Source organism: Streptomyces sp. 8L (genome assembly GCF_020176795.1).
GTDB lineage: Bacteria > Actinomycetota > Actinomycetes > Streptomycetales > Streptomycetaceae > Streptomyces.
This window is the reverse complement of the sequence record NZ_JAIUKE010000040.1, coordinates 12,726-34,585: the sequence shown is the minus strand read 5'-3', so window position 1 is coordinate 34,585 and position 21,860 is coordinate 12,726. Positions and strand designations below refer to the sequence as shown.

Annotated in this window: 24 protein-coding genes; 16 read left to right on the top strand and 8 right to left on the bottom strand. The window is 71.8% G+C overall.

The window, feature by feature from the left end:
* Positions 1–147: 147 nt before the first annotated feature.
* Positions 148–597 (top strand): D-aminoacyl-tRNA deacylase, encoded by a 450-nt coding sequence (gene dtd / locus LCE31_RS05270; protein ID WP_225012790.1) that lies wholly within the window; start codon positions 148–150, stop codon positions 595–597.
* Between the two features lie 158 nt (positions 598–755).
* On the opposite strand, the gene ygfZ is transcribed toward dtd, so the two are convergent.
* The 3 genes from ygfZ to LCE31_RS05255 all read right to left on the bottom strand — a co-directional run bounded on the left by ygfZ (position 756) and on the right by LCE31_RS05255 (position 3,148).
* A complete protein-coding gene (gene ygfZ / locus LCE31_RS05265) occupies positions 756–1,817 on the bottom strand; it encodes a CAF17-like 4Fe-4S cluster assembly/insertion protein YgfZ (protein WP_225012789.1) in 1,062 nt (353 codons plus the stop codon).
* 224 nt (positions 1,818–2,041) lie between these two features.
* Complete coding sequence (locus LCE31_RS05260; protein ID WP_225012788.1) at positions 2,042–2,491, bottom strand: Fur family transcriptional regulator; 450 nt, start codon at positions 2,489–2,491, stop codon at positions 2,042–2,044.
* A 69-nt stretch (positions 2,492–2,560) separates the two neighbouring features.
* Entirely contained in the window at positions 2,561–3,148 is a 588-nt protein-coding gene (locus LCE31_RS05255; protein ID WP_225012787.1) for an FABP family protein, read from the bottom strand.
* A 433-nt stretch (positions 3,149–3,581) separates the two neighbouring features.
* On the opposite strand from LCE31_RS05255, the gene LCE31_RS05250 reads away from it, so the two are divergent.
* Positions 3,582–3,962: a DsrE family protein gene (locus LCE31_RS05250; protein ID WP_225012786.1), complete on the top strand. Its 381-nt coding sequence runs from the start codon at positions 3,582–3,584 to the stop codon at positions 3,960–3,962.
* Here the strand turns inward: LCE31_RS05250 and LCE31_RS05245 are convergent.
* Positions 3,956–5,404: an MDR family MFS transporter gene (locus tag LCE31_RS05245; RefSeq protein WP_225012785.1), complete on the bottom strand. Its 1,449-nt coding sequence runs from the start codon at positions 5,402–5,404 to the stop codon at positions 3,956–3,958. The two genes, LCE31_RS05250 and LCE31_RS05245, sit on opposite strands and share 7 nt — an antisense overlap.
* 220 nt (positions 5,405–5,624) lie before the next feature.
* Between LCE31_RS05245 and LCE31_RS05240 the strand changes: the two genes are divergently transcribed.
* Entirely contained in the window at positions 5,625–6,383 is a 759-nt protein-coding gene (locus LCE31_RS05240) for a phosphoglyceromutase (protein WP_225012784.1), read from the top strand.
* A 142-nt stretch (positions 6,384–6,525) separates the two neighbouring features.
* Here the strand turns inward: LCE31_RS05240 and LCE31_RS05235 are convergent, their stop codons facing one another.
* On the bottom strand, positions 6,526–7,191 hold the full coding sequence (locus LCE31_RS05235; protein WP_225012783.1) for a TetR/AcrR family transcriptional regulator: 666 nt from the start codon (positions 7,189–7,191) through the stop codon (positions 6,526–6,528).
* 108 nt (positions 7,192–7,299) lie between these two features.
* Between LCE31_RS05235 and LCE31_RS05230 the strand changes: the two genes are divergently transcribed.
* Both LCE31_RS05230 and LCE31_RS05225 read left to right on the top strand, forming a co-directional pair.
* Positions 7,300–8,250, top strand: coding sequence for an SDR family NAD(P)-dependent oxidoreductase (locus tag LCE31_RS05230; RefSeq protein WP_225012782.1), 951 nt, complete (start codon positions 7,300–7,302; stop codon positions 8,248–8,250).
* Between the two features lie 74 nt (positions 8,251–8,324).
* Complete coding sequence (locus LCE31_RS05225) at positions 8,325–9,206, top strand: SDR family oxidoreductase (protein ID WP_225012781.1); 882 nt, start codon at positions 8,325–8,327, stop codon at positions 9,204–9,206.
* Between the two features lie 78 nt (positions 9,207–9,284).
* Here LCE31_RS05225 and LCE31_RS05220 read toward each other — a convergent pair whose 3' ends face one another.
* Positions 9,285–9,860 carry a TetR/AcrR family transcriptional regulator gene (locus tag LCE31_RS05220; RefSeq protein WP_225012780.1) on the bottom strand — a complete coding sequence of 192 codons (576 nt, stop codon included), beginning with the start codon at positions 9,858–9,860 and terminating at the stop codon, positions 9,285–9,287.
* Between the two features lie 122 nt (positions 9,861–9,982).
* On the opposite strand from LCE31_RS05220, the gene LCE31_RS05215 reads away from it, so the two are divergent.
* Both LCE31_RS05215 and LCE31_RS05210 read left to right on the top strand, forming a co-directional pair.
* Complete coding sequence (locus LCE31_RS05215; protein ID WP_225012779.1) at positions 9,983–10,447, top strand: hypothetical protein; 465 nt, start codon at positions 9,983–9,985, stop codon at positions 10,445–10,447.
* A 261-nt stretch (positions 10,448–10,708) separates the two neighbouring features.
* On the top strand, positions 10,709–10,912 hold the full coding sequence (locus tag LCE31_RS05210; protein ID WP_225012799.1) for a hypothetical protein: 204 nt from the start codon (positions 10,709–10,711) through the stop codon (positions 10,910–10,912).
* A 210-nt stretch (positions 10,913–11,122) separates the two neighbouring features.
* Here the strand turns inward: LCE31_RS05210 and phoU are convergent, their stop codons facing one another.
* Complete coding sequence (gene phoU / locus LCE31_RS05205) at positions 11,123–11,788, bottom strand: phosphate signaling complex protein PhoU (protein ID WP_225012778.1); 666 nt, start codon at positions 11,786–11,788, stop codon at positions 11,123–11,125.
* A gap of 218 nt (positions 11,789–12,006) precedes the next feature.
* On the opposite strand from phoU, the gene LCE31_RS05200 reads away from it, so the two are divergent.
* Positions 12,007–13,563 carry a sensor histidine kinase gene (locus LCE31_RS05200; RefSeq protein ID WP_225012777.1) on the top strand — a complete coding sequence of 519 codons (1,557 nt, stop codon included), beginning with the start codon at positions 12,007–12,009 and terminating at the stop codon, positions 13,561–13,563.
* Entirely contained in the window at positions 13,560–14,240 is a 681-nt protein-coding gene (locus LCE31_RS05195) for a response regulator transcription factor (RefSeq protein WP_225012776.1), read from the top strand. The genes LCE31_RS05200 and LCE31_RS05195 overlap by 4 nt, the downstream gene beginning before the upstream one ends.
* A gap of 127 nt (positions 14,241–14,367) precedes the next feature.
* Here LCE31_RS05195 and LCE31_RS05190 read toward each other — a convergent pair whose 3' ends face one another.
* A complete protein-coding gene (locus LCE31_RS05190; protein ID WP_225012775.1) occupies positions 14,368–15,042 on the bottom strand; it encodes a DUF461 domain-containing protein in 675 nt (224 codons plus the stop codon).
* An 882-nt stretch (positions 15,043–15,924) separates the two neighbouring features.
* On the opposite strand from LCE31_RS05190, the gene LCE31_RS05185 reads away from it, so the two are divergent.
* The 7 genes from LCE31_RS05185 to LCE31_RS05155 all read left to right on the top strand — a co-directional run bounded on the left by LCE31_RS05185 (position 15,925) and on the right by LCE31_RS05155 (position 21,851).
* On the top strand, positions 15,925–16,407 hold the full coding sequence (locus tag LCE31_RS05185; protein ID WP_003953493.1) for a CarD family transcriptional regulator: 483 nt from the start codon (positions 15,925–15,927) through the stop codon (positions 16,405–16,407).
* A 512-nt stretch (positions 16,408–16,919) separates the two neighbouring features.
* Positions 16,920–17,666 (top strand): 2-C-methyl-D-erythritol 4-phosphate cytidylyltransferase, encoded by a 747-nt coding sequence (gene ispD, locus LCE31_RS05180; protein WP_225012774.1) that lies wholly within the window; start codon positions 16,920–16,922, stop codon positions 17,664–17,666.
* On the top strand, positions 17,656–18,192 hold the full coding sequence (ispF, locus tag LCE31_RS05175) for a 2-C-methyl-D-erythritol 2,4-cyclodiphosphate synthase (protein ID WP_225012773.1): 537 nt from the start codon (positions 17,656–17,658) through the stop codon (positions 18,190–18,192). Before ispD ends, ispF begins: the two co-directional genes overlap by 11 nt.
* Positions 18,193–18,441: 249 nt before the next feature.
* Positions 18,442–19,842 (top strand): cysteine--tRNA ligase, encoded by a 1,401-nt coding sequence (cysS, locus tag LCE31_RS05170; RefSeq protein WP_225012772.1) that lies wholly within the window; start codon positions 18,442–18,444, stop codon positions 19,840–19,842.
* Positions 19,843–20,007: 165 nt separating this feature from the next.
* On the top strand, positions 20,008–20,964 hold the full coding sequence (gene rlmB / locus LCE31_RS05165) for a 23S rRNA (guanosine(2251)-2'-O)-methyltransferase RlmB (protein ID WP_225012771.1): 957 nt from the start codon (positions 20,008–20,010) through the stop codon (positions 20,962–20,964).
* 163 nt (positions 20,965–21,127) lie between these two features.
* Complete coding sequence (locus tag LCE31_RS05160) at positions 21,128–21,346, top strand: hypothetical protein (RefSeq protein WP_225012770.1); 219 nt, start codon at positions 21,128–21,130, stop codon at positions 21,344–21,346.
* Positions 21,333–21,851 (top strand): DUF6879 family protein, encoded by a 519-nt coding sequence (locus tag LCE31_RS05155; protein WP_225012769.1) that lies wholly within the window; start codon positions 21,333–21,335, stop codon positions 21,849–21,851. The genes LCE31_RS05160 and LCE31_RS05155 overlap by 14 nt, the downstream gene beginning before the upstream one ends.
* The last annotated feature ends 9 nt before the right edge of the window (positions 21,852–21,860 follow it).

Genomic DNA, 21,860 nt, shown 5'->3' with positions numbered 1-21,860 from the left:
CCCGAAGCGGGACCCCCCCTCCCTCGACCGGTCACCCACCGTCGCCCCACCGGCGCCGAGCGCGACCGCCCCCTGTGCATGGTGCCACTCCCGCGTCTGCCCAGGGGGGCGATCTGCACCCGTTCGGCCCCCGATAGGTTGGTCCGTATGCGAGCGGTGGTGCAGCGGGTCGACGGTGCGAACGTGACGGTGGTGACCGGCTCCGGGGCGGAGGCGGTCACGGAGACCGTCGGGGAGGTGGCGGGCGAGGGCCTGTGCGTGCTGGTGGGGGTGACCCACGACGACACGCCGGAGAAGGCGGCGCGGCTCGCCGCGAAGCTCTGGTCGATCCGCATGCTCGACGGCGAGCGGTCCTGCTCCGAGACGAACGCGCCGCTCCTGGTGGTCTCGCAGTTCACCCTCTACGGGGACGCCCGCAAGGGCCGCCGCCCCACCTGGAACGCCGCCGCGCCAGGACCCGTGGCCGAACCGCTGGTCGACGAGGTGGTGGCACGGCTGCGGGCGCTCGGCGCGACCGTGCACACGGGGAGCTTCGGCGCGCACATGCGGGTCTCCCTGACGAACGACGGACCCTTCACGGTGCTGCTGGAGATCTGACGGCCCGCCCGTACGACCTGCGGGGCGGGCGGCCCGGGCCGTACGACGGCGGGCCGGCCTGTCGCCCGTACGACCGGCAGGGTCCGTCCGCCCATACGACCGGCAGGGTCCGCCCGTACGACCGGCAGGGTCGGCCCGTCGCCCGTACGGCCTGCGGGTCAGGGTTCGACCACGGTCTCCTGGGCCGCGGCCGTGTCCCCCGCCAGCAGCGGCGCGTCCACCGGAGTGTTCCGCTTCACCAGGGCGAGCGCGATGGGGCCGAGTTCGTGGTGGCGTGCCGACGTCGTGACGAAGCCGACCTGACGCCCCTCGGCGCCGTCCGCGCCGGGCGTGAGCCGTACCGGCGTGCCGTGTCCCGGCAGGTGCACCTCGCTTCCGTCGAGGTGCAGGAAGACGAGCCGCCTCGGGGGCTTTCCGAGGTTCTGCACCCGGGCGACGGTCTCCTGGCCCCGGTAGCAGCCCTTCTCCAGATGCACGGCCGTCTCGATCCAGCCGACCTCGTGCGGAATGGTCCTGTGGTCGGTCTCGAAGCCGAGCCGCGGCCGGTGGCCCTCGACCCGCAGGGCCTCGTAGGCGAGGAAGCCGGCGAGCGGGCCGTGGGCGCCGGCGTACGCCTCCAGGTCGGCGCGCGGCAGGAACAGGTCGCGCCCGTACGCGGTCTCCCGTACGGCGACGCCCTCGGGCGTCTCCGCGATGGAGCCGGCCGGCAGGTGCACGACGGCGGTGTCGCCGGTGCGGTCGGCGACCTCGACCCGGTAGAAGAAGACCATGGAGTTCAAGTAGGCGATCAACGCGTCCTGGGTGCCGGGCTCCACGTGAATCCAGGTCGTCGTGGAGTCGTCCACGAGGTACAGGGCGTGCTCGACATGGCCGTGCGCGGACAGCACGAGCGCCTCGGCCGCGTGGTGCGCGGGCAGCTCGCTCACGTGCTGGGTGAGCAGCAGGTGCAGCCAGGCCAGCCGGTCGTCGCCGGTGACGGTGACGACGCCGCGGTGCGACAGGTCCACGATCCCGGTGCCGTCCGCGAGGGCACGCTGCTCCCGGAACAGGTCGCCGTAGTGCGCGGCGACCGACTCGTCCGCGCCCTCACCCGGCACCGCGCCGGGGGTGGCGAGTAGGGGGCTCGCGGGAACGGCGGGCCCGGCCCCCGGGGAGGCGTCGGGGGACGGCGAGGACTGGCTGCCGGAGGCGGCGGCTGCGGCGGACGTCGAAGGCTCCATACGCTTCAGCCTACGACTCCCCGGCACGCGACTCTGAGGCGTACGGGGTCGGCGGGACGACGGGGACCCATGGGCCGGCGGGGGCCGACTGGCTGTGCGCGCCCCAGTCCCGTATCCGCCGGACCCGCAATCCTCGGAACCGCCGTCCGCGGACCCGCGACCCTCGGACTCGCCGTCCGCCGGACCCGCAACTCTCGGACTCGCCCTCCGCCGGACCCGCGACCTCAGGCGCTGCCCTCGGCGTCGCGGACGGCGCGGGCCCGGGTGCAGTCCTCGCACCGGCCGAAGATCGCGAAGTGCTTCATGTCGGTCGTGAAGCCGAAACGCTCCTGGAGCGTAGCCGTGAACTCGGCCGCCACGTCGACGTCCGTCTCGATCACGCTCTTGCAGTCCCTGCACACCAGGTGGATGTGGTGGTCGCGGCCCGCGAGGTGGTACTTGGGCGCGCCGTGCCCGATGTGGGCGTGTGAGACGAGCCCCAGCTCCTCCAGCAGCTCCAGCGTCCGGTACACGGTCGAGATGTTCACGCCGGACGCGGTCCTGCGTACCTCGCAGAGGATGTCCTCAGGGGTCGCGTGCTCCAGCGCGTCGACGGCTTCGAGCACGAGCTGCCGCTGCGGGGTCAGCCGGTAGCCGCGTTGGCGGAGGTCGCTCTTCCAGTCGGTGCTCACCACGGGCCCAGTGTAGGCACCGCGCGCACGGACGTGACGCCCGAAGACGGCGATGTGCTTGAAGAGGGCGATCTACTTGAAGAAGGCGATGCCGTCGTCCGGGAGGTCGCCGAGGTCCTTGGCCCAGCCCTCGACCTGCTCGGGGGTGACCGTGGCGGCGGACGAGACCTTCTTCAGGTGCGCCGACATGTAGGGCCGCAGCGGCACCTCGGGCGTGGACTTCTCGCCGACCCACATCAGGTCGCTCTTCACGTACCCGTACAGGCGCTTGCCGCCGCTGTACGGGCCCGAGGCGGCGGTGCGCGCGACGGCGTCGGTCGCGAGGTCGATCTGCGGCTTCTGGTCGGCGAGCTCGCCGTACCAGATCTCGACAACGCCCTGGTCGCGGACCATCACGACCTCGACCTTGCGGTCCTTGTCGACGCGCCAGAAGCCCGACTCGGTCTCGATGGGCCGGCCCTTGGCGCCCTCGCTGTCGAGCGCCCACGTGTGCGAGACGTACTCGATGAAGTCGCGGCCGTCGTGCGTGAAGATCGCCTCCTGGCCGAAGTTGGCCTTCTCGTCACCGGGGAAGTCGAAGACTCCGGCGCCTTCCCAGTGGCCGAGCAGAAAGGCGAGGGGGACGAGGTCCGGGTGGAGGTCGGACGGGATCTCGATCATGAGCGACTCAGCGTTCCTCGGGGGGCGGGCGTACCGTTCGGACGGCCTGGCGCCGGCGGCCTCGGCGGGCCGGCGGCCCGGGCGGAGAGGCGGCCCCGGCGGGCCGTTCGCGTCAGCGCTGGCCCTGGTAGAGCTTCTTGACGGTGAGCCCGACGAAGGCGAGCACGCCCACGCAGACCAGGACCAGCAGAGAGGTGAAGAAGTCCTCAAGCACGGGGTGCTCCTCGGATGAACGGAACGACGGTGGCGGCGCCAGGGCCGACCCCCAGCCTAATGGGTGGGGGCCGCCCGCTCCTCCCGAGGTCCTCCGCAGGCCCGGGGCCGGTCCGGAACCGACCCGTGAGCGGTCGGCGATCAGCCCGTGACCGGCCCGCACAGCAGGGACAGGCGATCGGTGCGGGGCGTGGCACGCCCGGTGATTAGAGTTCGGCCCATGCAATCGGCTACGCGGTCCGCGAAGAAGCTCGTGATCAAGGTGACGGCCGGGGCGGACGCGCCCGAGCGGTGCTCGCAGGCGTTCACGGTGGCGGCGGTGGCCGCGGCCAGCGGCGTCGAGGTGTCGCTGTGGCTCACCGGCGAGTCCGCCTGGTTCGCGCTTCCCGGCCGCGCCGCGGAGTTCGTGCTCCCGCACTCGGCCCCGCTGCCCGACCTGATCGAGTCGGTACGGGCCACCGGCCGGATCACGCTGTGCACGCAGTGCGCGGCCCGCCGCGACATCGCGGAGGACGACGTCCTGGAGGGCGTACGGATCGCGGGGGCGCAGGTCTTCGTCAGCGAGATCATGGAGGACGGCGTCCAGGCGCTCGTCTACTGACGCGGCACTTTCGAGGCGGGCCCCCGGACGACGGACGTGTCCCGCTCGCACCCCGGCTGTCCCGGCGCGGTCTCCGGCGGCCCCGCCGCAGCCGTGACGGAAGGGCCGGTGGCGGAAAGGCCGGTGGCGGAAGGCCCGGTGGCGGTAGAGCCGGTGGCGGAGGAGCCGGAGGCGGAAGGGCTCACGACCGCGGGGGCGGGCGCCCCGCCCTCCCACGACAGCCCGCGCGTCAGCAGGCCGTAACCCAGCGCGGCCGCCGTGCCGAGGACCGCGCAGCCGCCCCACAGCCACCGCGCGCCGAGACCGTCGAGGACCGTGCCGGACAGCACCGGGGCCACGAGGGCCGAGACCGACCACGACATCGCGTACATGCCCTGGTAGCGGCCCCGGCCGTGCACGGGGGAGAGGCGGACGACGAGACCGGTCTGCGTCGGCGCGTTGACGATCTCGGCGAGCGTCCACACGCACACCGTCAGGACGTACGTCCCGAGGCTGCCGGCGAACATCGTCAGGCCGAAGCCGTACCCCGCGAGCAGGGACGACACGACCAGCAGCCGGCGCGGGTCGCGGTGCTGGATGAAGCGCGTCACCGGGATCTGGAGCGCCACGACCAGCAGGCCGTTCGCCGCGGCGGCGATGCCGAACTGCGCGCTGCTGAAGCCCGCTTCGCCCATGGCGACGGGCAGGCCGACCGAGGACTGCTGGAAGATCAGCGCCACCACGAACGACAGGCCGACCACGCTCATGAAGCGCCCGTCCCTTACCACCGTCAACAGGCTGACCGGGGGCGCGGCGCCGACGGTCCCCGCGTCCCCGCCACCGGGGCGCCCCGCGTCCGGCTTCGACTCGGGCAGCTTCACGAACACGACGACCGCACAGGCCAGCGTCATCGCGGCCTCGCCGAAGAACCCGGCGCGGTAGCTGTACTGGGCGACGAACCCGGCGAGCGCCGACGACACGGCGAAGCCGAGGTTGATGGCCCAGTAGTTGAGCGAGAAGGCCCGCACCCGGTCCTCGGGCCTGACGATGTCGGCCATCATCGCCTGCACCGCGGGGCGCGAGGCGCTGGACGCCACGCCGACGCAGAACGCGACCGCAGCGATCGCCACCGGGTTCTGCATCAGGCCGAGCAGCGCGACGGCGAAGGCCGGCGCGACCTGCGCGACCAGCATCGTCGGCCGCCTGCCGAGACGGTCCGCGAGGACACCGCCGGCGAGCGACGCGACGACGCCGCCCAGACCGTAGAGGGAGGCGACGAGCCCCGCGTACGAGGCGGAGTACCCGCGTTCCACGGTGAGGTAGAGGGCCATGAACGTGGCGACGAACGCGCCGAGGCGGTTGACCAGCGTGCTCGTCCACAGCCACCAGAAGGCGCGCGGCAACCCCGCGACGCTCTCCCGGACCGCCCGTCCGGCACCGGCGGGGGACAGGCTGAGCGGCATGGGCGGTTCCCCCGGGTGTGCGTGTGGAGCGGCGGTGGCGTACAGCGCGCATACCGCGCCATGTAAGTAGCCGATGCGCGGTTCGCATGTTACGGAGCGGGCCTCGGCGTCCGCCAGCCATTTCCGCGACGGCGGCGCCCACGCGCACCCCGCCACCTGCCCGGCCACCCGCCCGGAGCCCGCCCGGCGTCACCCAGGGGGCTCTATTAGGCTCGGGCGCATGGCCGACGCACCGTACAAGCTGATCCTCCTCCGCCACGGCGAGAGCGAGTGGAACGAGAAGAACCTGTTCACCGGCTGGGTGGACGTCAACCTCAACGCCAAGGGCGAGAAGGAGGCGGTCCGTGGCGGCGAGCTGATCAAGGACGCCGGCCTGACCCCCGACGTCCTGCACACCTCCGTACTGAAGCGCGCGATCCGCACGTCGCAGTTCGCCCTTGAGGCGATGGACCGCCTGTGGCTGCCGGTCAGGCGGTCGTGGCGGCTCAACGAGCGCCACTACGGCGCGCTCCAGGGCAAGGACAAGGCGCAGACGCTCGCCGAGTTCGGCGAGGAGCAGTTCATGCTGTGGCGCCGCTCGTACGACACCCCGCCGCCGGTCCTCGAGGATGGCGCCGAGTTCTCGCAGAGCGACGACCCGCGCTACGCGGCGATCCCGAGCGAGCTGCGCCCGCGCACCGAGTGCCTCAAGGACGTCGTCGTCCGCATGCTGCCGTACTGGTACGACACGATCGTCCCGGACCTGCTCGCCGGCCGCACGGTCCTCGTCGTCGCGCACGGCAACAGCCTGCGCGCCCTGGTCAAGCACCTCGACGGCATCTCCGACGAGGACATCGCCTCGCTGAACATCCCGACGGGCATCCCGCTGGTCTACGACCTGGACAGCGACTTCCACCCGGTCAAGCCGGGCGGCACCTACCTGGACCCGGCAGCGGCGGCGGCAGCCATCGAGGCCGTGAAGAACCAGGGCAAGAAGTAACGCCCACGCGTAGAGCCCCCCGCCCGCGGCGCGGCCGCGGCGGGGGGCTTGTCGCGTTCACGGGGTGCTTCGCGGTGTCCCCGGCCGGGCCGGCGGAGGGCGTTGACGCGGAGTCCGGGCGGCCGGGGTGGTGCGGGGCCGGTCAGTCGCGGGGCAGCGCGCCCAGGAGGGCCGCGTTCAGGGCCAGCTTCAAGGAGTCGTTCAGCTCCAAGTGGAAGCGGGCCAGGTCGGGTTCGGCCCGGTAGGCCGCCAGCAGGCTGGGCGGGGGCGTGCTGTACGCCGCCAGCGCGCCGGCCATGACCATGGTGTGCAGGCTGAACAGGGTCGCGTTCTCGCCCAGCTCCGGCAGGTACTTCTGGATCAGGGCGGTCATGGCCGTCAGCCGATCCAGGGAGGCGCGCTTGTAGCGCGCCACGACCTCGACGGAGACGTTGTGTTCCAGCACGCTGCCCTGCGCACCGAAGAGGTCGCACAGCACCACCCGGCCGGAGAGTGAGCGGCTGAGGATCTCGGCGACCGCTGTCGCGCGCTCGGCCATGGGCAGATCCTCGTCGACGCCGGCGGCCAACTCGCCCGTCAGTTCCGCGAGCCACTCCCGCAGGAAGTGGTCGAGCAGTTCCAGCAGCACCGCCTCGCGGGACTCGAAGTAGCGCAGCACGTTCGGCTTCGCCAGGCCCACCCGGCGGCTGAGCTCGTTCAGGGTGACCGCGGCCACGGGCATCTCGTCGAGCATCGCGGAAGCCATGTCGAGGATCGCCCGTCGGCGGATCTCCCGCTGCTCCTCGGTTCGCGCCCGCTGGAAAGTCACGCTCGCCAGCCTAACTTAGGTACCACCGGTACGTTGACAACGTACCGGGAGTACTTTAATGTCAGCAGCACAAGATACCTTCGGTACGTTAAGTGGTTGGGGCCAGACATGAGTGAGAAGTGGACGACGGCGAACATTCCGGACCAGCGCGGGCGGGTGGCCGTGGTGACCGGGGCCAACACGGGACTGGGGTACGAGACGGCCAAGGCGCTCGCCGAGCGCGGGGCGTCCGTGGTGCTCGCCGTGCGCGACGTCGGGAAGGGCGAACGGGCCGCGGCCCGCATGGCAGGCGACGTGACCGTGCTGGCGCTGGACCTGACCTCGCTCGACTCCGTCAGGACCGCGGCGGCGGAGCTGCGGTCCCGGCTCGACAGGATCGACCTGCTGATCAACAACGCCGGTGTGATGTACACCCCGAAGCAGACCACCCGGGACGGCTTCGAGACGCAGTTCGGCACCAACCACCTCGGCCACTTCGCCCTCACCGGGCTGCTGCTCGACCTGATGCTGCCGGTGCCCGGCTCGCGCGTGGTGACGGTCAGCAGCACCGGCCACCGCATCCGGGCCGCGATCCACTTCGACGACCTTCAGTGGGAGCGGTCGTACAGCCGGGTCGCCGCCTACGGGCAGTCCAAGCTGGCCAACCTGATGTTCACGTACGAACTCCAGCGCAGGCTCGCCGCGCACGGCACCACCGTCGCGGTCGCCGCGCACCCCGGCATCTCGAGCACCGAACTCGCCCGCAACACCCCCGCGGCCCTGCGCCTCCCGATCACCTGGCTCGCGCCGCTGATCACCCAGGTGCCGGCGATGGGCGCGCTGCCGACCCTGCGCGCCGCCACCGATCCCGCCGTGCTCGGCGGCCAGTACTACGGTCCCGGCGGGCGCAACGAGATCATGGGCCACCCCCGGCTGGTCACCTCCAGCCCGGAGTCGTACGAGGTGGCCGTCCAGCAGCGGCTGTGGGCCGTCTCCGAAGACCTCACCCAGGTGAAATTCCCCGTTGTGCCCGTTGTGCCCTCCGGGCGGACGGCGGAACCCGCTTCCCGTGTCAAGTGATGGGACTCTGTCCCGCCGTGTTGTAGGGTGACGAGACAAGGTCCCATCACATGCGGGAAAATCGGGAGAAACCCATGCGTGTCTTCGTCACAGGCGGCACCGGTCTGATCGGTTCCGCCGTGGTCGCCGAACTGCTCGGCGCCGGCCACACCGTCCTCGCCCTCGCCCGCTCCGACGCGTCGGCCTCGGCCGTGCGGGCGGCCGGGGCCGAGCCGGTCCGAGGAGCCCTCGCCGACCTCGACGTCCTGCGGGACGGCGCCGCCCGGGCCGACGGTGTGGTCCATCTGGCGTTCGCCAACGACTTCAGCAGCGCCGAGGCCGTCGCGAAGGCGGTCGCCGAGGAGGGCGCCGCCCTCGGGGCCCTCGGTGAGGAGCTCGTCGGCAGCGACCGGCCCCTCGTCACCTCCTCGGGTACGCCCCTCGCGGTGGGCCGCGCCTCCACCGAGGCCGACCCGATCCCGACGGAGGGGCCGGTCGGTGGGCGTGGCCGCACCGTCATGGGGGTACTGGACCTGGCCTCGCGCGGCGTGCGGAGTTCGGCCGTACGCCTTCCGCGCACGGTGCACAACGAGGGCACGGGCGGGTTCGCCGGCCTTCTGACCGGCATCGCGCGCAAGAGCGGCGTGTCCGGCTACCCGGGCGACGGCACACAGCGCTGGCCGGCCGTGCACGCGCTCGACGCGGCCGTCCTCTTCCGGCTCGCCCTGGAGCAGGCGCCGGCCGGCACCGCCTGGCACGCCGTGGCCGACGAGGGGGACGCGGTGCGGGACATCGCCGCGGTCATCGGCCGGCGGCTGGGCCTGCCGGTCGAGTCGGTGCCGCAGGAGACGTACGGCCCGCTCGGGCAGATCTTCGCGGCCGACCAGCCCTCGTCCAGCGCCCACACCCGCCAGGCCCTCGGCTGGGAGCCGAAGCACCCGGGCCTGCTGGAGGACCTGGAGAACATCCAGCCCTGATCCGCCGACCGCCCGGCGCCGCCCGGGCGTCGGGAGCGCGGAGTCCGGAGCCACGAGCCCGGGGCCGGGACCGGGGGCCTACGTGATCACGCGTTCGGCGAACCAGCGGAGGGAGTCCCTCGCCGCGTCCAGGTCGAAGGGCGCCGGGCCGATCAGAAGGTTCAGATGGAGCCCGTCGATCAGTACGAGGGCGCGAACGGCGTGCCCCTCGACCTCCTCGGGCGCCACATGGCCCTGGCCGGCCAGCGTGCCGAGCCACCGCCGGAGCACCCGCGCGGACGACTGGCGCCCGCTCTCCAGCAGTTCGCGAACCGCGGTGCGGGGCTCCGGGCCCAGGGCCAGCCGGTACAGCTCGAACCAGGCGCCCAGCGCGGCCTCCCGCTGATCGGGCGGAGGAAGGAACTGCAGGAGGCAGTCGTACAGCCGCTGGACCGGCTCGCGGGTGTCGTCCGCGATGGCCAGGTCGTCCAGGGAGCCGCTGACGAGCTCGACCGCCACGGTCTGGTGCAGGTCGGCCTGGGAGGGGAAGTGGTGGCGCAGCGTCGTCGGCCCGATGCCCGCCGCGCTCGCGACGGCCCGCACGCTGAGGGCGCCGATGCCCTCGGCCTTCGCCAGCCCCAGGGCCGCTTCGATGATCTCGTCCCGTCTAGACATGCCTCCCATAGTAGTACGCCGTACCGGTACATCGTGCCGGTACGCCGTACCGGTACGCTATGCTGGCACACCGTACCGGTACGGCGTACTAGTGAGCGTTCCAGCGGCTCGTGGGAGAGACCATGATCGAGAACTTTCAGCACTTCGTCTCCGCGTTTCCCGACTGGCTCCAGTGGGTGGCGATCGTGCTGATAGCGGCGGTCCCCTTCGTGGAGTCGTACCTCGGGAGCGTGATCGGCGTCCTGATCGGGGTGAACCCGGTGGTCGCGGCGGTCGCCGCCATCGCGGGAAACGCGGCCTCGATGGTCGCCGTCGTGTTCGCCGCCAGTGCTGTCCGCAGGCGTGCCGCCCGCGGGGGCGGCTCCACGCCCTCACCGAAGCGGGCGCGCGTCAGGCAGCTGTTCGACCGGTTCGGTGTGCCGGGGGTCTCGCTGCTCGGCCACCCGACGCAGATCTCGTCGGCCGCCCTGATCGGCTTCGGGGCGGTCCGCCGGTCCGTCATCGTGTGGCAGTGCGTGTCGATCGCGTTCTGGGGAGCGCTCGTCGCCGCCCTCGCGTCCTTCGGGGCGAGCGCGCTCGCGGGCTGACCTGCGGCCCCGCGTCCACTTGCCGGCGCGCAGGAGCCCACGAGGAGAAGGCGCTGCCCGGGCGCGCCGCCCGTACCGGACCAGCCGTACCGGCCACCGGACCGTCCCGTCGAGTCGGGTGGCCGCGCACGCCCGCGGGGCGGGGGGGGGGCCCCCCCGCCCCGCCCCCCCCCGCCCGCCCCCCCCCCCCCCCCGGCGGGGGGGGGGGCCCGCCCGCCCGGGGGGGGCGGGCCGGCCCCCCCCCGCCCCCGCGGAAGCGGCATGGCGTACGCGCCTCAGCAGCCCCCGCCGCACTGGCACGGCGCGCCCGACTGGCAGCCGCAGCCGCAGCCCGAGCCGCAGCCGCAGGCACCGAGGACGGGCAGGTGGGGGCGGGCCGAGGCGCGCGGTGCGTCGGTCGCCGTGGGCGTACGGGAGATGCGGGGAGCGGGGGACGCGGACGATTCGGCCATGGTCTCTCCGTAGGTTGCGCCGGGACCCCGGGGTTCCGGACTCCGACGGCGTGGGGTGTGCACAGTCCGCTCTCCATTGGACGACCGCGACGGGCCGTTTCTCAACGGCGCGCAACCGGCGCATCACCGGCGCACGCGTGCGCCCTGCGCGCGGGCCGCACCCGGACGGTCACCCCTCACCCCGCGCACCCCCGGTGGCCGGGGGGGCCGCTCGGGCCGCCGTTCAGGCGCCTTCCAGCTGGATCTCGTCCGCGTGCTCGCCCGTGACCAGGTAGACCACGCGCTTCGCCACCGACACCGCGTGGTCGGCGAACCGCTCGTAGTAGCGGCCGAGCAGCGTCACGTCCACGGCCGTCTCGATGCCGTGCTTCCAGCGGTCGTCCATCAGGTGCTGGAAGAGCGTGCGGTGCAGCAGGTCCATCTCGTCGTCGTCGCGCTCCAGCTGCATCGCGAGGTCGATGTCCTTCGTGATGATCACCTCGGCGGCCTTCGCCATCAGCCGCTGCGCCAGCTGTCCCATCTCCAGGAGCGTCGCCGCCAGGTCCTGCGGCACCGGCGACTCGGGGTAGCGCAGCCGGGTCAGCTTGGCCACATGCTGGGCGAGGTCTCCCGCCCGCTCCAGGTCGGCGCTCATGCGCAGCGAGGTGACGACGATGCGCAGGTCCGTCGCCACCGGCTGCTGCTGCGCGAGCAGCGCTATGGCGCGCGCCTCCAGTTCGTGCTGGGTCTGGTCGACCTTCGCGTCGGCGGCGATCACGCTCTCCGCGAGCTTCAGGTCGGCGTCGAGCATGGAGGTCGTGGCACGTCCGATGGCGGACCCGACCTGCCGGGCCATGGCGACGAGGTCGTCGCTTATCGAGTCCAGTTCCTCGTGGTACGCGTCCCGCATGGGTGTGTCCCTCTCCAGCGCTCCCGCGCTTGACGTCCTGTCCGGGTGGCGGGCAGAAGGCGCTCGCCCCCACGCTCTCACGGTGTCCGGGGCACGCGTCCGGCGCTTCCCGCACAAGTGAACCGATACTTTCCCCTCGGTGAACTCTGGGCGACGAGTGTCGAAGGAGACCCTCGGACGGCTGTGAGAGTGTCCGTCGGCCCGCTTAATCTGAACGCATGGACGTGAACGCGGCGGTCGCCGCATTGGCAGCGATCGCCGGCGTGTGCACCGGCGTGATCGCCATGCTGGCCTTCCGCTGGAGCGAGCGCGACCAGCATCGTCCCACCCGTACCTCCCTGCACACGGACGCCGTCCTGCCGCCCGGAGTCGACACGGTCCTTTCCGTGCTCCGCTCCTCGGCCGTCGTCCTCGACGAGAGCGACGCCGTCGTCAAGGCCAGCTCGGCCGCGTACGCGCTGGGCCTGGTCAGGGGCGGCAAGCTGGCGGTCGAACCGATGCTGCACATGGCACGGGACACCCGCAGGGACGGCGAGATACGACAGATCGAACTCGACCTCCCGCGCCGGGGCACCGGCCGCGGCGAGGCCCTCGCGGTCTCCGCCCGCGTCGCGCCCCTCGGCTCCCGCCTGGTGCTCCTCCTGGTGGAGGACCTGACGGAGGCCCGCCGCATAGAAGCGGTACGGCGCGACTTCGTGGCGAACGTCAGCCATGAGCTCAAGACCCCGGTCGGCGCGCTCTCGCTGCTGTCGGAGGCCGTCATGGACGCCTCCGACGACCCCGAGGCGGTCAACCGCTTCGCCGGCCGTATGCAGGTGGAGGCGACCCGGCTCACCAATCTCGTACAGGAGCTCATCGACCTGTCCCGGGTGCAGAACGACGACCCGCTGGAGGACGCCGAGCCCGTACGCGTGGACGAACTGGTCGCCGAGGCCATCGACCGGTCCCGGCACCCCGCGTCCACGAAGCAGATCACGATGGCGGCGGGCGGCGACGTCGAGCTCTTCGTCTGGGGGAACCGCGGCCAGCTCGCCGCGGCGCTCGGCAACCTCGTGGAGAACGCCGTCAACTACTCCCCGGCCCGCACCCGTGTCGGCATCGCCGTCGCCCGCAGCGCCGTGGCCGGCGGCAACGTCGTCGAGATCGCCGTCACCGACCAGGGCATAGGCATCTCGGAGAAGGACCGCGAGCGCGTCTTCGAGCGCTTCTACCGCGTGGACCCGGCGCGCTCCCGCGCCACCGGCGGTACGGGGCTCGGCCTCGCCATCGTCAAGCACGTGGCGGCCTCGCACGGCGGGGACGTCACCGTGTGGAGTTCCGAGGGCCAGGGCTCCACGTTCACCCTGCGCCTGCCCGAGGCGGGCGCCACCCGCGAACGCACGGCGGGCTCCGCCGCCGGAACCGCCGCGACCGGCGTGACGACCGGGACCGGCGTCACCGACGACAATGCGGATGACGACGACCGTTCGTTCTACGACACGGACGCCGACACCGGCACGGACGCCGAAACCGGCACCGAGGCCGACGCCGGTGGGACCCTCCCCGCAACCGAGACCCGAACCGTCCCCGACCCCCACTCCCCTCCCCACACCAGTGACGCAGACATGCGTGACGACACCGCCCGCCGCGTCCGCGGCACGGTGCGCGGCGACCGGCACGACATCGGCGCCCGCCGCGAACGTACAGACCCCAGCCGCCCGGAACCGCGCGGGACGGCCCGCAGCCTGGTGCTGGATACTCCGACCGTGATTCCTGCCCCGGAGGTCCTTCCGTGACCCGAGTGCTCGTCGTCGAGGATGAGGAATCCTTCAGCGACGCTCTTTCCTACATGCTCCGCAAGGAGGGCTTCGAGGTCGCCATCGCGACCACCGGGCCCGCGGGGCTCGGCGAGTTCGAGCGCAACGGCGCCGACCTCGTCCTCCTCGACCTGATGCTGCCCGGCCTGCCGGGCACCGAAGTCTGCCGCCAGCTGCGCGGCAGGTCCAACGTTCCGGTGATCATGGTCACCGCGAAGGACAGCGAGATCGACAAGGTCGTCGGCCTGGAGATAGGGGCCGACGACTATGTGACCAAGCCCTTCTCCTCCCGCGAGCTCGTCGCCCGCATCCGCGCGGTGCTCCGCCGCCGCGGCGAACCGGAGGAGGTCACCCCGGCCGCCCTGGAGGCGGGTCCGGTACGGATGGACGTCGACCGGCACGTGGTGACGGTCTCCGGCGGCAAGGTCGACCTGCCGCTCAAGGAGTTCGACCTGCTGGAGATGCTGCTGCGCAACGCGGGCCGCGTGCTGACCCGAATGCAGCTCATCGACCGGGTGTGGGGCGCGGACTACGTCGGTGACACCAAGACGCTCGACGTCCACGTGAAGCGCCTGCGCGCGAAGATCGAGCCGGACCCGGGTGCGCCGCGCTACCTGGTCACGGTCCGCGGCCTCGGCTACAAGTTCGAGCCGTAGGCCCGGGGACGCACACCGCGCGTGCCGGCGGTCCCGCCGGGTGCGCGTGCACACGTACGACTGAGGGAGGCGCCCCGGTCCGGTACCGGCCGGACGGGGCGCCTCCCTCATGTGTACGTCGGTCGGCTCAGCCGGTGATCGCGCCGCCGCCCGTGCCCGTACCGCCCGTGCCGGCCGAGCTGGAACCGGACGCGGTTCCGGACGGGCTGCCGGAGGTGGAGCCCGAGGGCTTGCCCGACGGGGAGCCCGAGGCCGAACCGGACGGCGACGCGGGCGCGCTCGGCGACGCAGGCGCCGTCGGGCCGACCTGGCCGTAGTAGCTCGTGGCCGGCACGACGAGCGCGCGCACGCCGATGTCGCCCGTCTTGCTGAGCGTGAAGACGACCTGTTCCGCGTTGCCGTTCTTGCCGGCCGGCAGGCCGCTGACCGCCGCGGAGGCGTTGCCCTTGCCGCCGAGCTGTACGGCGCCCAGGGCGGGCACGGTCAGCGCACCCGAGCCCTTGGCGGGCTTCAGCTTCACGACGGCACCGGTGCCGGGCAGCTTGATGGACTGGAGGGTCTGCGCGGTACGGCCGTTGTTGAAGACCTTGCCCGTGACGGCGGCGGAACCGTCGGCGCCCGGCTTCTGCTGCGTGACGACGGTGATGTTCTGGACCTTGATGTCACCCGTGGAGGTGGCAGCGGTGTCCGGCTTTACCTCGTCGGTCTGCGAGGTGTTGCCCGAGCCGCACGCGGCCAGCGTGGCGAGTGGGAACACAAGGGCAGTCGCGGCGAGGGCGCCGCGTCGAAGGCTGCTGCTCACGGCGGCGGCATCTCCTTGGACGTACGAAGGATGGGACGTGCGGTTTCCGGCTGTGGTGCGGTACGTGCGCCGTGCCGGGGCGGCGGGCCCGCACTCATGCGTAAGCACGGGCTAAAGCTGTCTCGGCCGCCTCAGGTTACCGACCCGTTGTCGCGGCCCCGCACCCGACCCGCCCCCCGGGGCGGGCGGGCGGCTCGTTCCCGTTCCGGATCACTCGTCTTCGGTGGCCGTTCACATAATCCGGATGATCCATTTCCCGGTTCGCGGGCATTCCCCGTCCATTCGCCTGGAATCGCTTCGGTGCGAATGGATCGGCTTCGACCTGCCCGAATTCCGCGTCGGGGTTCCGGTGATCTCCGGCGATCTACGAACGGTCTCCCGCGATCTCACCGCGTGGCCTTCCCGGGGGAAGACGGCGGCCTTCCCGGGGGAAGACGTGCGGCCTTCCCGGCGGAAGACGTGCGGCCTTCCCGGGGGAGAACGGACCGCTGCGTGCCCGGCCCTTGCCGAGTCACTCGCGTCACTCCTTGCACAGGGGTCCCGGAGTGGCCGGATGTGATCTCTGTTCCAGTCCGTATCCGCCCGGTTTCCCACTCGGATGGATCATCGAAAACCGAACACGATGTGGAAATTTTGCCGTCACGAAACCGACAAATGGGGACGTTCGGCCGCTTTGGACGGTGTCGTGCAACAGGTGTCGCGCGTGTTTCCGCGCGCCCGCGCAGTGCCCATGACCTGCGCATACCCGCCTCCGGGAGCCGGGTGCAGCACGTTCCCATGGCTGTTGTCAAGCCCCGAGATGCGGCCTGACCTGCGAAAACGCCATTCAGATGAAGGCATTCTCGTGTTACTCTGGATAGCCACGGAAGGGGTACCTGTCACATGACGTTCAAGGTTGGCGACACCGTGGTCTATCCCCATCACGGGGCCGCGCTGATCGAGGCTATCGAAACTCGCCAGATCAAAGGCGTGGACAAGACCTACTTGGTGCTCAAGGTCGCCCAGGGCGACTTGACGGTGCGTGTGCCGGCGGACAATGCGGAGTTCGTCGGAGTGCGCGATGTGGTTGGTCAGGACGGGCTGGACCGGGTCTTCGAGGTGCTCAGGGCACCGTACGCGGAGGAGCCGACGAACTGGTCCCGCCGCTACAAGGCGAATCTTGAGAAGCTCGCCTCCGGCGATGTCATCAAGGTGGCCGAAGTCGTGCGTGACCTGTGGCGTCGCGAGCGGGAGCGCGGTCTCTCCGCCGGTGAGAAGCGCATGCTCGCCAAGGCGCGGCAGATTCTGGTCAGTGAGCTGGCCCTCGCGGAAAACACCAACGAAGACAAGGCCGAGGCCCTGCTCGACGAGGTCCTCGCGTCCTGAACCACCATGCGGTGTCGCCCGCCGGCCGGTGTGCGCGCGCCCAGCGCGTGACGACGGCGAAGCGGGACGGAAGTCGCAGCCGAGCAGTGAAGCAATGAAGCAGTTGTGCCGTGGTGCCCGTTGACCGGCGGGCGGCGACACGTCCTCACTCATCGACCGTACGCATCCACCACACCCCCACTGTCCGTCTGTCGGCCGTCATCGGCCTGCGAGACGGGTGGACGGGTGAGCGGATGCCAGGGGCCAGCACCAACGCGTGCGCGCCCTGGATACGTCGATGCGGAGCGCGCCGCCCCCGTCGTGTCGTCGGGCGCCGCGGCATGTCCGTACACCCGAATCCTGCTCCCCGCCCGGTGTACATCCCCCGTTTCCCAGCGTGCTGCCCCTCTGCACAAAGCTGGCGCGACAGTTCCTGACCATGGTCACGGAAGGGTCCGGTCAAGGCGCCGCGCCCGGCACGTTCAGGCCATACCCAGGTCGGGCGCGGATACAAACCTGCCGGAGTTCACCCGATGCCAGACGAAGCCAGTCCGCACCGCACAGCGGCCGTGATCCCCGCCGCGGGCCGTGGCGTGCGGCTCGGTCCTGGCGCCCCCAAAGCGCTCCGGGCGCTGGGCGGTGCCCCCATGCTCATCCACGCCGTCCGTGCCATGGCCGCGTCCCGCGCCGTCGAACTGGTCGTCGTGGTCGCCCCCTCCGACGGCGCGCCCGAGGTCAAGAACCTCCTCGACACGCACGCGCTCCCCGACCGCACCGACTACATCGTGGTGCCGGGCGGTGAGACCCGCCAGGAGTCGGTCGCGCTCGGGCTGAAGGCCCTCCCGGACGGTGTCACGACGGTCCTCGTCCACGACGCGGCCCGGCCGCTCGTGCCCGTGGACACCGTGGACGCGGTCGTCGAGACCGTACGGGCGGGCGCCCCCGCGGTGGTGCCCGCGCTGCCGCTCGCCGACACGGTCAAGCAGGTCGAGCCGGTGCCCGGCGGGCGGCCGGAACCCGTGATCGCCACGCCCGACCGCGCCACGTTGCGCGCGGTCCAGACGCCCCAGGGCTTCGAGCGGGGCATCCTGCAACTCGCGCACGACACCATGGGCAGCGTCGGCGACGGCGCCACGGACTGCGCGGGAATGGTGGAGCGGCTCGGTTCACCCGTGGTGGTGGTGCCGGGCCACGAGGAGGCGTTCAAGGTGACGCGACCGCTGGACCTGGTGCTCGCGGAGGCCGTACTGGCGAGGAGGCGGGCGAAGGATGAGTTCTGAGCGTGCGGCGGCGGGGACCGGCACAGCCGCGGGGTCGGCTGCGGCGGCGGTGCTGCCGCGGGTCGGTGTCGGCACCGACATCCACGCCTTCGAGGAGGGCCGCGCGCTGTGGTGCGCGGGTCTGCTCTGGGAGGGCGAGGGGCCGGGCCTGGCAGGCCACTCCGACGCGGACGTCGTGGCGCACGCGGCGTGCAACGCCCTCTTCTCCGCGGCCGGCCTCGGCGACCTCGGCGCGCACTTCGGCACCGGCCGTCCCGAGTGGTCGGGCGCGTCGGGCCTCGCCCTGCTGACCGAGGCGGCGCGCATCGTGCGCGAGGCGGGCTTCACCATCGGCAACGTCGCGGTGCAGGTCGTCGGCCCCCGCCCGAAGATCGGCAAGCGCAGGGACGAGGCGCAGAAGGTCCTCAGCGAGGCAGCGGGCGCGCCGGTGTCGGTCTCGGCGGCCACCTCGGACGCGCTCGGCTTCACCGGCCGGGGCGAGGGCCTCGCCGCGATCGCGACGGCACTGGTCGTCCGCGCGGCGTGAGGTCGGGCCGTGCTGCGGGCCGTGAGTCCGGCGGCGGGACGGCGCGGCCGTGCGGGGGCGAGCCGGGGAACGTACGAGCGTCGTGAAGGGCGGCGGCACGCTCCGCGCGGCTGCCGCCCGCCCCTGACGCATCCCGGTACCGCCGCGATACGCCGCCGGCCGCCGGGACGGCGTCGGGGACGGTCACGGACCTCAAGTCCGTGGCATCATCGCGCACGGGCACGGTCGTGCGCGCACTACTCTGAACCCGTGACTATTCGGCTGTACGACACCGGCGCCCGGCAGATCCGTGACTTCTCCCCGCTCATTCCGGGCTGCGTCTCGATCTACCTGTGCGGCGCCACCGTGCAGGCCGCCCCGCACATCGGGCACATCAGGTCGGGCCTCAACTTCGACATCCTGCGCCGCTGGTTCGAGTACCGCGGCTTCGACGTGACGTTCGTACGCAATGTCACGGACATCGACGACAAGATCATCAAGAAGTCGGCGGAGCAGGGCCGCCCCTGGTGGGCGATCGGCTACGAGAACGAGCGCGCGTTCAACGCGGGCTACGACGCTCTGGGCTGCCTTCCGCCCACCTACGAGCCGCGGGCGACCGGGCACATCCCGGAGATGGCCGAGATGATGCGCGCGCTGATCGACAACGGCCACGCGTACGCCGCGGACGGCAACGTGTACTTCGACGTGCGGTCCTTCCCCGGCTATCTGGGGCTGTCCAACCAGGACCTGGACGACCTGCGCCAGCCCTCGGGCGAGGGCGAGACCGGGAAGCGTGACCCCCGCGACTTCGCGCTGTGGAAGGCCGTCAAGCCGGGCGAGCCCAGCTGGGAGACGCCCTGGGGCCCCGGCAGGCCCGGCTGGCACCTGGAGTGCTCGGCGATGGCCCACAAGTACCTGGGGCCCGTCTTCGACATCCACGGCGGCGGCCTCGACCTGATCTTCCCGCACCACGAGAACGAGATCGCGCAGTCCAAGGCGTACGGCGACGGCTTCGCCCAGTACTGGCTGCACAACGCCTGGGTCACGATGAGCGGCGAGAAGATGTCGAAGTCGCTCGGCAACAGCGTCCTTGTCTCGGAGATGGTCAGGCGCTGGCGCCCGATCGTGCTGCGCTACTACCTGGGCTCGCCCCACTACCGTTCGATGATCGAGTACAGCGAGGAGGCCCTCCGCGAGGCGGAGTCGGCGTTCGCGCGCATCGAGGGGTTCATCCAGCGCGTGGTCGAGAAGGCCGGGGGAGCGGTCGAACCGGCGGCCGAGGTGCCGCCCGCGTTCGCGGCGGCGATGGACGAGGACCTGGGCGTGCCCGGGGCGCTCGCCATCGTCCACACCACGGTCAGGCAGGGCAACTCCGCGCTGGCCGCCGACGACAAGGAGGCCGCCGTCGCCCGGCTCGCCGAGGTACGGGCCATGCTCGGCGTCCTCGGGCTTGACCCGCTGGACGAGCGGTGGGCCGGCGAGCGGGAGCAGGGGGCGGACCTGCACGGCGCCGTCGACACGCTCGTACGCCTGGTGCTCGATCAGCGCGAGGCGGCGCGGGCCCGCAAGGACTGGGCGACGGCGGACGCGATCAGGGACCAGCTCCAGCAGTCGGGGCTGGTCATCGAGGACAGCCCGTCCGGCCCACGCTGGACCCTCGGCACGCGCTGAGGCGGCGCCCGCCAGGGGTTTCGTACGGGGTTCGGCGTGACGCCGCGAGGTTCCGTACTCTGGTACGGGCACCACGTCGGTGCACGGGCACCACGTCGGTGCGCGTACGTGAACCGTGCGCGCACGGGAACCCATCAACTCCACGAATCAGGTAGGCACACCACCATGGCCGGGAACAGCCAGCCCAGGAACCGACGCGCGTCAGGCAAGAAGGGCGCGCAGGTCGGCAGCGGCGGCAATCGGCGCCGCGGCCTCGAAGGCAAGGGCCCGACGCCGCCCGCGTCCGCACGCAAGGGCCATGTGAAGAACCGCATCGCCAACGCGAAGGCCAGGCAGCAGGCGGGCCGCCCCCAGCGGGCGCGCCGCGGCGGCAAGGGCACGACCGACATGGTCGTCGGCCGCAACCCGGTCTTCGAGGCGCTGCGGGACGGTGTGCCCGCCACGCAGCTGTACGTGCAGCAGTTCATCGACAACGACGACCGGGTGCGCGACGCCCTGAAGCTGGCGGCCGACCGCGGCGGCATCCACCTGATGGAGGCGCCCAAGCCCGAGCTGGACCGGCTCACCGGCGGGCTGAACCACCAGGGCCTGGTCCTCCAGATCCCCGCGTACGAGTACGCGCACCCCGACGACCTCGTCGCGGCGGCCCTCGACGACGGCGAGGAGCCCCTGATCGTCGCGCTCGACGGCGTCACGGACCCGCGGAACCTGGGCGCGATCGTGCGCTCCGTCTCGGCGTTCGGTGGCCACGGCGTGGTCGTCCCCGAGCGCCGCGCGGCCGGCATGAACGCGGGCGCGTGGAAGTCCTCCGCCGGCACGGCGGCACGGACCCCCGTAGCGCGCTGCACGAACCTGACGCGCACGCTGGAGGCGTACAAGAAGGCCGGCCTCACGGTCATCGGCCTCGCGGCGGACGGCGACGTGGACATCACGGACGTGGCGGCGCTCGACGGCCCCCTCGCGATCGTGATGGGCAGCGAGGGCAAGGGCCTCTCGCGCCTGGTCGGCGAGACCTGCGACCTCAGGGTCCGCATCCCCATGCCGGGCGGCGCCGAGTCCCTCAACGCGGGCGTGGCGACGGGGATCGTCCTCTACGAGACGGCGCGGCGCAGGGCGGCCTGACCCCGCGTCAATACGCGCCGAGCGCGAACCATACGCTCCGGCGTGCAAGTTCACGCATGTTCGTGGCGGGCGGGGGACCTCTCCCAGCAAGCTTGATCACAGCGACGCGGGCATCGGCCTCGATGAGTTCGGTGCACGCGATGAACTCGATGGAGGAGTGGCTGTGGCTTTACACAGGCTGGGGAAGGACCCGGAGAGCAAGAACGGCGGTTCGCCAACCGTCTACTACGACGACGCCAGTGATAACTATCTGTTGCAAGGCTGGAAGGTGATCGACGCCGCCAGGCTGGAACAGCTCAACATCCCGGCGCACGAGACGGTGATCGAGTTCCCGAAGCGCATGATGCAGTTCTTCCCGGAGGTGCGTCATGGCGGAGCCTGACTTCGGGCGGTTGTTCCGTGAGGCGAAGGTCTCGGCACTGCATCTGGAGATGCGGGACGGCTACATGACCTCCGACCCCGGGTTCGCGGCCTGGCAGCGGGGCGAGCGCATCGATCCCGTCCAGGACCCGGACATGCGGCCGTGGGTCGCACTCATGAAGGAGACGACCGGGCGGGGTGTCGCAGTGCGGCGCGCCCGTATCGTCTCCGAGCCCGTGACCGACTACATCCGATACGAGCACTACTTCACGCCCGGGAACATCGCCGGGGGCGAGCAGGTGCGTTGGCTGCCTCGGAGACGGGCATCGGATCTCGCGCTCCCCGGGAACGACTTCTGGCTGTTCGACAACCGCCTCGTGCAGTTTTTGCACTTTGCGGGAGACGGTGAATTCGCGCAGAAACACGACGAGTTCACCACCGAAGCGGAGGTCGTGAAACTCTGCGCGACGGCGTTCGAGTCGGTGTGGGAGCGTGCGGTTCCACACGCCGAGTACGAGATCGTCTGACAGGCTCGT

What these genes read in the sequence shown, in the direction of transcription:
- LCE31_RS05245 (WP_225012785.1), bottom strand. Translation starts at nt 5,404, where the DNA reads ATGCCGCTCAGCCTGTCCCCCGCCGGTGCCGGACGGGCGGTCCGGGAG.
- LCE31_RS05220 (WP_225012780.1), bottom strand. Translation starts at nt 9,860, where the DNA reads ATGTCTAGACGGGACGAGATCATCGAAGCGGCCCTGGGGCTGGCGAAG.
- LCE31_RS05155 (WP_225012769.1), top strand. Translation starts at nt 21,333, where the DNA reads ATGGCGGAGCCTGACTTCGGGCGGTTGTTCCGTGAGGCGAAGGTCTCG.
- LCE31_RS05250 (WP_225012786.1), top strand. Translation starts at nt 3,582, where the DNA reads ATGCAATCGGCTACGCGGTCCGCGAAGAAGCTCGTGATCAAGGTGACG.
- LCE31_RS05210 (WP_225012799.1), top strand. Translation starts at nt 10,709, where the DNA reads ATGGCGTACGCGCCTCAGCAGCCCCCGCCGCACTGGCACGGCGCGCCC.
- LCE31_RS05255 (WP_225012787.1), bottom strand. Translation starts at nt 3,148, where the DNA reads ATGATCGAGATCCCGTCCGACCTCCACCCGGACCTCGTCCCCCTCGCC.
- ispF (WP_225012773.1), top strand. Translation starts at nt 17,656, where the DNA reads ATGAGTTCTGAGCGTGCGGCGGCGGGGACCGGCACAGCCGCGGGGTCG.
- LCE31_RS05185 (WP_003953493.1), top strand. Translation starts at nt 15,925, where the DNA reads ATGACGTTCAAGGTTGGCGACACCGTGGTCTATCCCCATCACGGGGCC.
- LCE31_RS05240 (WP_225012784.1), top strand. Translation starts at nt 5,625, where the DNA reads ATGGCCGACGCACCGTACAAGCTGATCCTCCTCCGCCACGGCGAGAGC.
- phoU (WP_225012778.1), bottom strand. Translation starts at nt 11,788, where the DNA reads ATGCGGGACGCGTACCACGAGGAACTGGACTCGATAAGCGACGACCTC.
- ispD (WP_225012774.1), top strand. Translation starts at nt 16,920, where the DNA reads ATGCCAGACGAAGCCAGTCCGCACCGCACAGCGGCCGTGATCCCCGCC.
- LCE31_RS05230 (WP_225012782.1), top strand. Translation starts at nt 7,300, where the DNA reads ATGAGTGAGAAGTGGACGACGGCGAACATTCCGGACCAGCGCGGGCGG.
- LCE31_RS05225 (WP_225012781.1), top strand. Translation starts at nt 8,325, where the DNA reads ATGCGTGTCTTCGTCACAGGCGGCACCGGTCTGATCGGTTCCGCCGTG.
- LCE31_RS05200 (WP_225012777.1), top strand. Translation starts at nt 12,007, where the DNA reads ATGGACGTGAACGCGGCGGTCGCCGCATTGGCAGCGATCGCCGGCGTG.
- dtd (WP_225012790.1), top strand. Translation starts at nt 148, where the DNA reads ATGCGAGCGGTGGTGCAGCGGGTCGACGGTGCGAACGTGACGGTGGTG.
- ygfZ (WP_225012789.1), bottom strand. Translation starts at nt 1,817, where the DNA reads ATGGAGCCTTCGACGTCCGCCGCAGCCGCCGCCTCCGGCAGCCAGTCC.
- rlmB (WP_225012771.1), top strand. Translation starts at nt 20,008, where the DNA reads ATGGCCGGGAACAGCCAGCCCAGGAACCGACGCGCGTCAGGCAAGAAG.
- LCE31_RS05215 (WP_225012779.1), top strand. Translation starts at nt 9,983, where the DNA reads ATGATCGAGAACTTTCAGCACTTCGTCTCCGCGTTTCCCGACTGGCTC.